7 protein-coding genes and 1 pseudogene are annotated in these 7,758 nt (G+C 45.1%); all 8 read left to right on the top strand.

Annotated elements, in window-relative coordinates; translation table 11 throughout:
• The first annotated feature begins 43 nt into the window (after positions 1–43).
• A complete protein-coding gene (locus tag AB4653_RS16425; protein ID WP_102257794.1) occupies positions 44–1,204 on the top strand; it encodes an N-acetylneuraminate epimerase in 1,161 nt (386 codons plus the stop codon).
• A 15-nt stretch (positions 1,205–1,219) separates the two neighbouring features.
• Positions 1,220–2,290, top strand: a complete 1,071-nt coding sequence (locus AB4653_RS16420; protein ID WP_102257795.1) for a YjhT family mutarotase — start codon at positions 1,220–1,222, stop codon at positions 2,288–2,290.
• 204 nt (positions 2,291–2,494) lie between these two features.
• Positions 2,495–4,264 (top strand): exo-alpha-sialidase, encoded by a 1,770-nt coding sequence (locus tag AB4653_RS16415; RefSeq protein WP_102257796.1) that lies wholly within the window; start codon positions 2,495–2,497, stop codon positions 4,262–4,264.
• 97 nt (positions 4,265–4,361) lie between these two features.
• Positions 4,362–5,189, top strand: coding sequence for a cache domain-containing protein (locus tag AB4653_RS16410; protein ID WP_240798317.1), 828 nt, complete (start codon positions 4,362–4,364; stop codon positions 5,187–5,189).
• On the top strand, positions 5,186–6,265 hold the full coding sequence (locus AB4653_RS16405) for a methyl-accepting chemotaxis protein (protein WP_240798318.1): 1,080 nt from the start codon (positions 5,186–5,188) through the stop codon (positions 6,263–6,265). The genes AB4653_RS16410 and AB4653_RS16405 overlap by 4 nt, the downstream gene beginning before the upstream one ends.
• A 77-nt stretch (positions 6,266–6,342) precedes the next feature.
• Positions 6,343–7,062 carry an MFS transporter gene (locus AB4653_RS16400; protein WP_102257797.1) on the top strand — a complete coding sequence of 240 codons (720 nt, stop codon included), beginning with the start codon at positions 6,343–6,345 and terminating at the stop codon, positions 7,060–7,062.
• A 41-nt stretch (positions 7,063–7,103) separates the two neighbouring features.
• On the top strand, positions 7,104–7,553 hold the full coding sequence (locus tag AB4653_RS16395) for a hypothetical protein (RefSeq protein ID WP_102257798.1): 450 nt from the start codon (positions 7,104–7,106) through the stop codon (positions 7,551–7,553).
• A 97-nt stretch (positions 7,554–7,650) separates the two neighbouring features.
• Positions 7,651–7,758, top strand: a pseudogene (locus AB4653_RS16390) (IS5/IS1182 family transposase); the annotation flags it as partial.

Below are 7,758 nucleotides of genomic sequence, written 5' to 3'. Positions count from 1 at the left end.
CTGAATGACTGATTAGAGCCATTCAAATAAGGAAATTAATATAATGAATAAACGACACTTCAATCGCTTGGTTATGCCACTTTTGGCTGCTTCGGTATGCCTTAGTACAGCGTCTTTTGCAAAAGACCAATGGCCTGATTTACCTGTTGGTATGAAAAGCGGGATCAGCGCTCAAGTAGGGAGCAAGCTTTACGTGGGCTTAGGGTCTACCGGGCAAGACTTCTACATGTTGGATCTGGAGTATGTAAAGAAAGGCTGGCAAAAGAAAGCGGATTTCTCAGGGCCTGCGCGAAGTGGTGCAACAGCAAGTGTCGTTGGTGAAAATATTTATGTTTTTGGTGGCTCTGGTAAGAACAATTCCAGTGATGCGGCTCCTGTCCTTTTTGATACCGTTTACCGCTATGACGCTGGCGACAATACTTGGGCCCGTGTGAATACTCAGACGCCAGTAGGGTTACTCGGGGCGGCTTCGTATTCGCCTGATAACAAACAAGTGCTGTTTTTTGGCGGCTATAACAAAGGTTACTTTGATAAATACTTGGCAGACATTAATACGACAAGCAGAAAAGATCAGCCTGAAAAATGGCAAAAAATAGTCGATGACTACATGGGAATGAAGCCACTAGATTACAAATGGAATTCAAACGTTGTTAGCTATACACCTGAAACCGGGACATGGAAAGAGTTAGGCTCTTCTCCTTACCTGCCTAACTGTGGTTCCGCTTTGGTTAAGCAAGGTGCTAAGGCGACGTTGGTGAGCGGTGAGATAAAGCCAGGACTAAGAACTTCTGAAGTGAAGCAGTTTGCTTTTGGTGCGTCTCAACCTTGGATGAGCTTACATGACTTGCCTAAGCCATCAAACCAACAGACTCAAGAAGGCGTTGCAGGCGCGTTCGCCGGAGAAAGTAACGGTGTTGTGATCGTGGCGGGTGGCGCTAACTTCCATGGCGCGAAAGGGGCATTCGAACAAGGGAAAATGTTTGCGCATAACGGTTTTGGTAAAGCGTTTAATCCTGAAACGTATGTGTTGAAAAATGGGCTTTGGGCGCAATCTACCGATTTACCATATGGCCTGGCTTATGGGGCTTCTTTTACCACTGATGAGGGTGTATTGGTGATTGGCGGAGAAGATAGTAAGCGTGCGGCACGTAAAGAAGTGTATTTGCTTTCTTGGGACGGCAAAGCTGTTCAAGTCACTCATTAATTTACGGGGTTAAGTATGTCATTTTCTATCGTTACGTATCCTGACTTTCCCGTTGAAATTAAAAACGCTGTCGGTGCTCGAATTGGCGACCGAATCTTCGTAGGGTTGGGCAGTGCAGGAACGCAGTTTTATAGTCTAGATTTGAACGCAACTGAACGTGGTTGGAAATTGATGGCAGCGTTTACTGGTGTGGTTAGGAATGATGCCGTCATGGTCGCGAGTGGTAGTGCCATTTGGGTGTTCTCTGGCGCCGGATTACAGGAAGGTTGTGAGAGCGTCCAAGTGCTTACGGATATTCACTGGTTTGATATTGAAAACGACGAATGGCAAACGGTCGAATCGGAGATCCCAGTCGGTTTACTCGGTGCTAGCGGTTGTGAAATCGCACCTGGAAAAATCGCGTTTTGGGGAGGATATAACAAGCCCTTATTTGATGACTTTCTAGCGAAGCTAAGCAAGATAGACTCAGCGCTTGAACCCGAAAAACATCAAGCCGCTTTGGTTGAATTTATGTCGATGCTACCGGATCAGTACGGTTGGAATCAGGACATTTGGTTGTTCGATTGCGAAACGTTGCAATGGCGAATCCTAACAGAAAATCCATTTCCAGCTAACTGTGGTGCGAGCCTAATACAAGATGACAATCAGGTGGTGTTGGTAGACGGAGAAATCAAACCTGGGCTGCGCAGTACCCAAGTAAAACAATTTACTTTTTTGTCCATAGAAGAAGTGAAGAGCACTACGTTGCCGAGCATTCAAGATTCCCCCCAAGAGCATGAAGGTTTAGCCGGCGCGTATGCCGGGCTGGTGAAAGGCCAGTATTTGGTTGCCGGAGGCGCATTTTTCATCGGTAGCCAGAAGAAAGCGAGAGAAAAGCAGTGGTATACCCATCAAGGGTTAAGCAAGCATTATGCTGGTGATGTTTGGTGTTTACAGGAGCAACAATGGCGGCGGGTAGGTGAACTGCCCACAGGCCAAGCTTATGGCATCTCGATTTCCAGTGAACAAGGTCTAATTATCATTGGAGGTGAAAACGCAAAAGGACAAGGACTACAAAGTTGTTATTTGATTAATTGGCACGCATAAGCCGCTCCCCCTATAGGTGACTTACGCGTAAAGAGCCGACCCTAAACGTTATTTAATGGGTTCGGTTTGATTTAGGACCAATTGAACAGCAAACACTTTGATGGTTTACCTCAGAGGCGTGAAGCCTCTGAGGTTATTGTCTATTGATAGTAAACATCAGCAGTTGGTGCTTGTTGTTCTCCGTTCTATTTAAGGAGAATTAAAGTGAAAAATAGAGAACATTGTTTAAAAGGAATTAACCTGTTAGCGAGCGTTGCAATTGCTTCATCCTTACTCGTAACTTTTCAAGCTAACGCCGTTGCTCCTAACATTCGCGATACCATCGTTTTTAAAGGTGGAGAAGGTGGCAGTAGCCATTATCGTATTCCGTCTATGGTCGTCGCGGCCGATGGGTCTTTAGTCGCTTTTGCGGAAGGAAGAGGAACATCCGGAGATCCCGGAAATGGTGCTCCAACAAGTATAAAGAGCCGTCGTTCGACAGATAATGGCCAGACATGGTCTGCGTACCAAGTGATCCAAGAAAATTCAGCCGAGGCATACTCTGACCCTCGCCCGATGTTAGATGCCAGTAATGGCAGAATATTCGTCTTTTATACGAAGTGGGACATAAATTGTGCCCAAAACCGTAGTTGTGTTCCATTTGATGATCCTAACCATAAGCTATTGTTCAAAATCAGTGACGACAACGGACAAACGTGGTCGACAGAAACGGATGTTTTAGATCAAGTCCGCGATGTGAACTGGTTTGCAAATGGTGATTCGACTCATAACGGCAGAGCCACATGGTCTTATACACCAAGCGCTAGCCAAGTAGCGCAGGCAGCAGCCTCCGGTTGGCAACTCGATTGGAACTCTAGAGTCGCGAATGGAGCATGTAACGTCCAATATTATGGTGATGGCAATACTCGTTACCTTGTTGATTTGGTCGTAAATGATGATAAATCAGTCAAAGCGGTTTTATATGGAAATGGGAGCAACATCGAATACCCACTTAATTTTGATATTGGTGGCTACCATGATTATCAAATTGTCGGTAGTGGCAGTAGTGCGAGCTTTTACGTCGATGGGACGCTGATTGCGAGTGGTTGGGGCGGTCAGTCTCATAGCGGTAAAACGGTCACGTGGGGTAATGGGTGCTCGTCGACTTCGGGCAGTTCAGCTTATAAAACCATCGACTTTTCTATTGCTAACACTGCAGTGGCTCAGTTTGATGCTTCTTTAATGCGCCGAGTCGACGGTAGTGTGATTAACCATCCTGCGGAACAAGGTTGGGCTAAGACTGGGGCCAATGGTGGGCATGGTGACCCAGGTTGGAAGAGTATTAATGCAGGCCCGGGGCAAGGGATTCAACTGAATTCGGGGCGTTTGATTTTCCCTGCAATTGTTCTAGATGCGTTTGAACAACTGTCGGTGGTTTCTATTTACAGCGATGACTATGGGGTTTCGTGGCAGGCAGGCCAACAAACACCGACCTACGCCCAAGAGCCAAGTGAAGCCGATATGGTTCAGCTTAACGATGGACGCATTTTACTTTCAGCACGTAACGATGGAGTCACGGGAACGGGTAATTTTAATCGCTACCACTATATCAGCGAAGATAACGGTATTAGCTGGAAAGTGATTGAAGAAACCAGAAACTCAGTGAATGGCGCTTTGTTTTTTAAACTTGACCAAGTTGATATTGGATTAGTGAGATACGGTAACGACCGCGTACTGATGTCTGGCCCACAAGGCAATGGCGCCGTTAGTTCAGATCGCAATGATTTGGCTATTTGGAGTGCGACGGATAACGGCAGTGGTGTGTACAACTTTACCCAGCGAACCCAATTTCGTGATGGGTACAGCGCTTATTCAGACATTGTTATTCTTCCAAATAAAGGAGCGGCAGGCAACGAAGACTTGGGGGTTATTTATGAAGCTAAATCGAGCACTGAAATTCGAGTGATGGTGATGGACATTAATAGCGTCAATTGATTGGAACAGATGCCAGAGCCTTATTTACGCTAGGGCTCTGGCGTATTAATTCAATGAGATGTTTTCATTAACTATAACTTTGGATAAGGGGGAGAGAGTGTTTTCTACATGGATGAACAATATCGGGTTTAAGCAAAAAATAATCATTGGATCCATCATGTTAATGGTGGCCGGTATTGCGGTTAGCAATATGGTTTTGTTTAGTAAATACCAGCAAGATTTAGAGAAAAATCTGATTGAGAAAATAGAGCTGGGCTTGAGCTTAGAGTCTTACAAGATAGAGCAATGGCTTGCGTCTAATGTTGGTAATTTGGAACGTTCGGCAGAGTACTTCCAAACAAGGCGCAGCCCCAAAGAGATGGTGACAGCGTTAGGCTTAATGGCAGAAACAGACAGCGTGGACGATGTGGTTATCGCGTTTGTTGATGGCACTGGGTTTTCTGCAAAAAATGGCATGTTAGACGTGACCGAGAGCGACCCGCGTAAGACGCAATGGTTTACTCTTGTGATGGAAACGAAACAAACCAGCGTGACCGATTTTTATCAAGATCCGAAAACGGGAAAATCGACGGTCAGTATTGCAGCTCCAGTCAAATACGGCGTGCTGACGCTAAATATACACTTAGAACGTTTTAGTACATTTCTTAAAAAATCCAATATCGAGACGGCAGAAGAAACCATCTATAACCAACAGCAGCAGGTTTTATTTTCAACGTCTTCGTCTGACATTCTAGGGCAGTCACTGCAAAATAGGTTCGTTGCGGATGCTATTGGTGACCGCTTTCTGGAACAATTACAGGGGGTGTTTAAATACACCAAAGACGACAATGTATCCCTTTTCTTATCTCAAAGCTTTAGAGTGCTTGGTGAACAAAAGTGGCACCTTACACTAGAAGCTAATGAACAAATTATTGATGAAGCGTGAAAGATGCTTGGCAGCAGTTATTGATTGGGGGAGGGGTTTCTGTCGTTATTGCAGCCATGATTTTAATTGCAACTCTAGGGTATTTGTTCCGTCCCATTGTCGCACTTAAAAAAGTCGTGATTAGCCTGTCGTCCGGGGATTGTGACCTCACTCAGAGATTACCTGTAAAAAATAATGATGACTTAGGGCAAATAGCGAAGGCCATCAACGAGTTTATTTCTAATCTGCAATTGATGATGAAAGAGGTCTCGGAGTCATCAGATCAAATTACACACTCTCTTAATCTTGTACACGATCAAGCGGACTCAAACCTGAATAAGCTCAATAGCCATGCGTTAGAAACGGAACAAGTGGTGACCGCCATGACTGAAATGACGGCTTCTTCTGAATCGGTCGCACAAAGCACGGTTTCCGCATCGGAGTTTACTCAGACCGTCATCGGTGACATGACGCAATCGCAACAGGTGGTTGGTGAAGCGGTGATTTGTGTTGAAGCTTTCGTTGATCAATTTGAGGTAATGGCTGAGCGCGTGACTCAAATGAGTGATGGAGCATCTCGAATCAACGAGGTATTAACCGTGATCGGTGGCGTTGCAGAGCAAACCAATTTATTGGCACTTAATGCCGCGATTGAGGCGGCAAGGGCTGGGGAGCAAGGAAGAGGTTTTGCGGTTGTCGCTGATGAAGTCAGGGCATTGGCGGCTCGTACTCAAACAAGTACCAATGAAATAGATGCGATGCTGTCAGAGTTAACGTCCCTTTCGCTTGGAGTGGCCAATAGTATGGGCAAAACGAGTGAAGCAAGTCGTTCTACTGTAGAGCGAACAGCTAAAATATCTCAACGTTTGGTGTCGATGGAACATTCGGTAAATAACGTTGCTAGTTTAACCTCGCAGGTGGCGGTTGCCTCGCAACAGCAAAGCCTTGTAGCAGAGGAGATTAACGGCAACATTAGTACCATTAACCTCATCGCTGGCGAACTTATCGTGAGTGCTAAGGCTACACAATCTAACATTGGCAATTTACTGGGTTCCAATGAAAAGTTGAAAAACGTGGTGCGGAAATTTCGTGTATGAAACGGATTCATGTAAGAAAAATAAATAATTCTATAGGTTAGGCATGATTAGCTTTGCCGCTTGAGGACTGAATAGCTATGTACCAAAAATTCTCTTTTTCTTTCAATGTGCCGAAACAAGTCATTCTATTTTTTGTGGTATTACTACAAGCTTGTTTGGGAGGAACGTACTCATGGTCTGTCTATGATGCCGTATTCATTAAGCAATACGATGTGCCTGCCGCGTTAGCCTCAGCCCCTTTTAACCTATTTTACGTTGTGTTCCCAATTATGCTGCTTTTTGCCAGTAAGCTGATTGATCGCTTTGGCCCTAGACAATGCGCAATATTAGGTGGGGCTCTATTCGGATGCGGCTGGATGCTTGCGAGTTTGGGTGCTCACAATTTCTACTACATTCTAGCGGGCGTAGGAGTGTTAAGTGGCTTAGGCGTCGGGATCGCTTATTTGATTCCAATTACTGTAGGGGTCGCTTGGTATCCAGAACAGCGTGGGCTCGTTACTGGTCTTGCCGTTGCAGGGTTTGCTGGTGGGGCGGCATTGGTGAGTCAACTCGCGCAGTATTTTCTTACTGCTGGAGTGTCTCCATATGAGTTACTTGGCGGTGTTGGTGTAGGTTATATTTTTATTGCTATTTTTTCTGGGTTGTTCATGTCCTACCCCGCAATCATGGCTTCAGGATCAACCGGGAGGGTGCGCCTAACTTCCGTTGTTCAAGGACGGTTGTTCCAAACGTTGTTTTTTGCCATGACAGCAGGTTTAACTGCCGGTTTTTTATTAATAGTAAGCTTGCCCTTTTAAGTAATGATTATGGAATAGAACTGATCGTCTCTGCCGTTGCTATGTTTGCCTTGAGCAATGCCGTGGGGCGAGTCGTTTGGGGTTATCTGAGCGATAAGTGGCTCCCTAGTAAGGCCATTAAGTTAAATTTGTTTATTCAGGCACTGGTACTTTCTATTAGCCCTTTGCTATTGCAATCAAATTTTGGGACGGCATTTTTGGCTGTGGTCACTGGTTTTAATTACGGTGGTGTCTTGGTGTTATACGTGTCGACAGTGGGCTATTACTGGGGAAACAATGAGATGAAAAATGTCTATGCTGTTTTGTTTCTCTCTAACATTTTGGCTGCGTTGATTAATATTGTGTTGGGAATCTTGTATTCTTCGATAGGGCTTAATATACCGATTGTATCGGTACTGTTGTTACTGGGCATCGCCTATGTATTAACTGGGCAGTATTTGAAAATCAAAGCCAGCGCAACACCCCCTGCAATGGCAAATGATGCGCAGTAAAAGGAGGCGATAGAGTATATGCCGACATGGAAAATCGCCGGCTAACCCTCAGCCAGATGAGCTTAGTTAAGCCTATCGCCTTAAAATAGTTGCTATGGAGCGATTAAGCTTAAGACATTACAACGCACAGGTGGAAGAAACTTGCGTGATGATAAAAGTGTTGAACAAACTTGCTGGGTTAGGAATACCTGAAACTTGTCGTATT

This window comes from Vibrio sp. 10N.222.48.A3 (genome assembly GCF_041475345.1).
Lineage (GTDB): Bacteria > Pseudomonadota > Gammaproteobacteria > Enterobacterales > Vibrionaceae > Vibrio > Vibrio tasmaniensis_A.
Note: the sequence above shows the minus strand (reverse complement) of the source record. Positions and strands in the feature narration are given on the sequence as shown.

Excerpts from the sequence above, each read along its gene's own strand:
- AB4653_RS16420 (WP_102257795.1), top strand. The coding sequence starts at position 1,220 with ATGTCATTTTCTATCGTTACGTATCCTGACTTTCCCGTTGAAATTAAA.
- AB4653_RS16425 (WP_102257794.1), top strand. The coding sequence starts at position 44 with ATGAATAAACGACACTTCAATCGCTTGGTTATGCCACTTTTGGCTGCT.
- AB4653_RS16400 (WP_102257797.1), top strand. The coding sequence starts at position 6,343 with ATGTACCAAAAATTCTCTTTTTCTTTCAATGTGCCGAAACAAGTCATT.
- AB4653_RS16395 (WP_102257798.1), top strand. The coding sequence starts at position 7,104 with ATGTTTGCCTTGAGCAATGCCGTGGGGCGAGTCGTTTGGGGTTATCTG.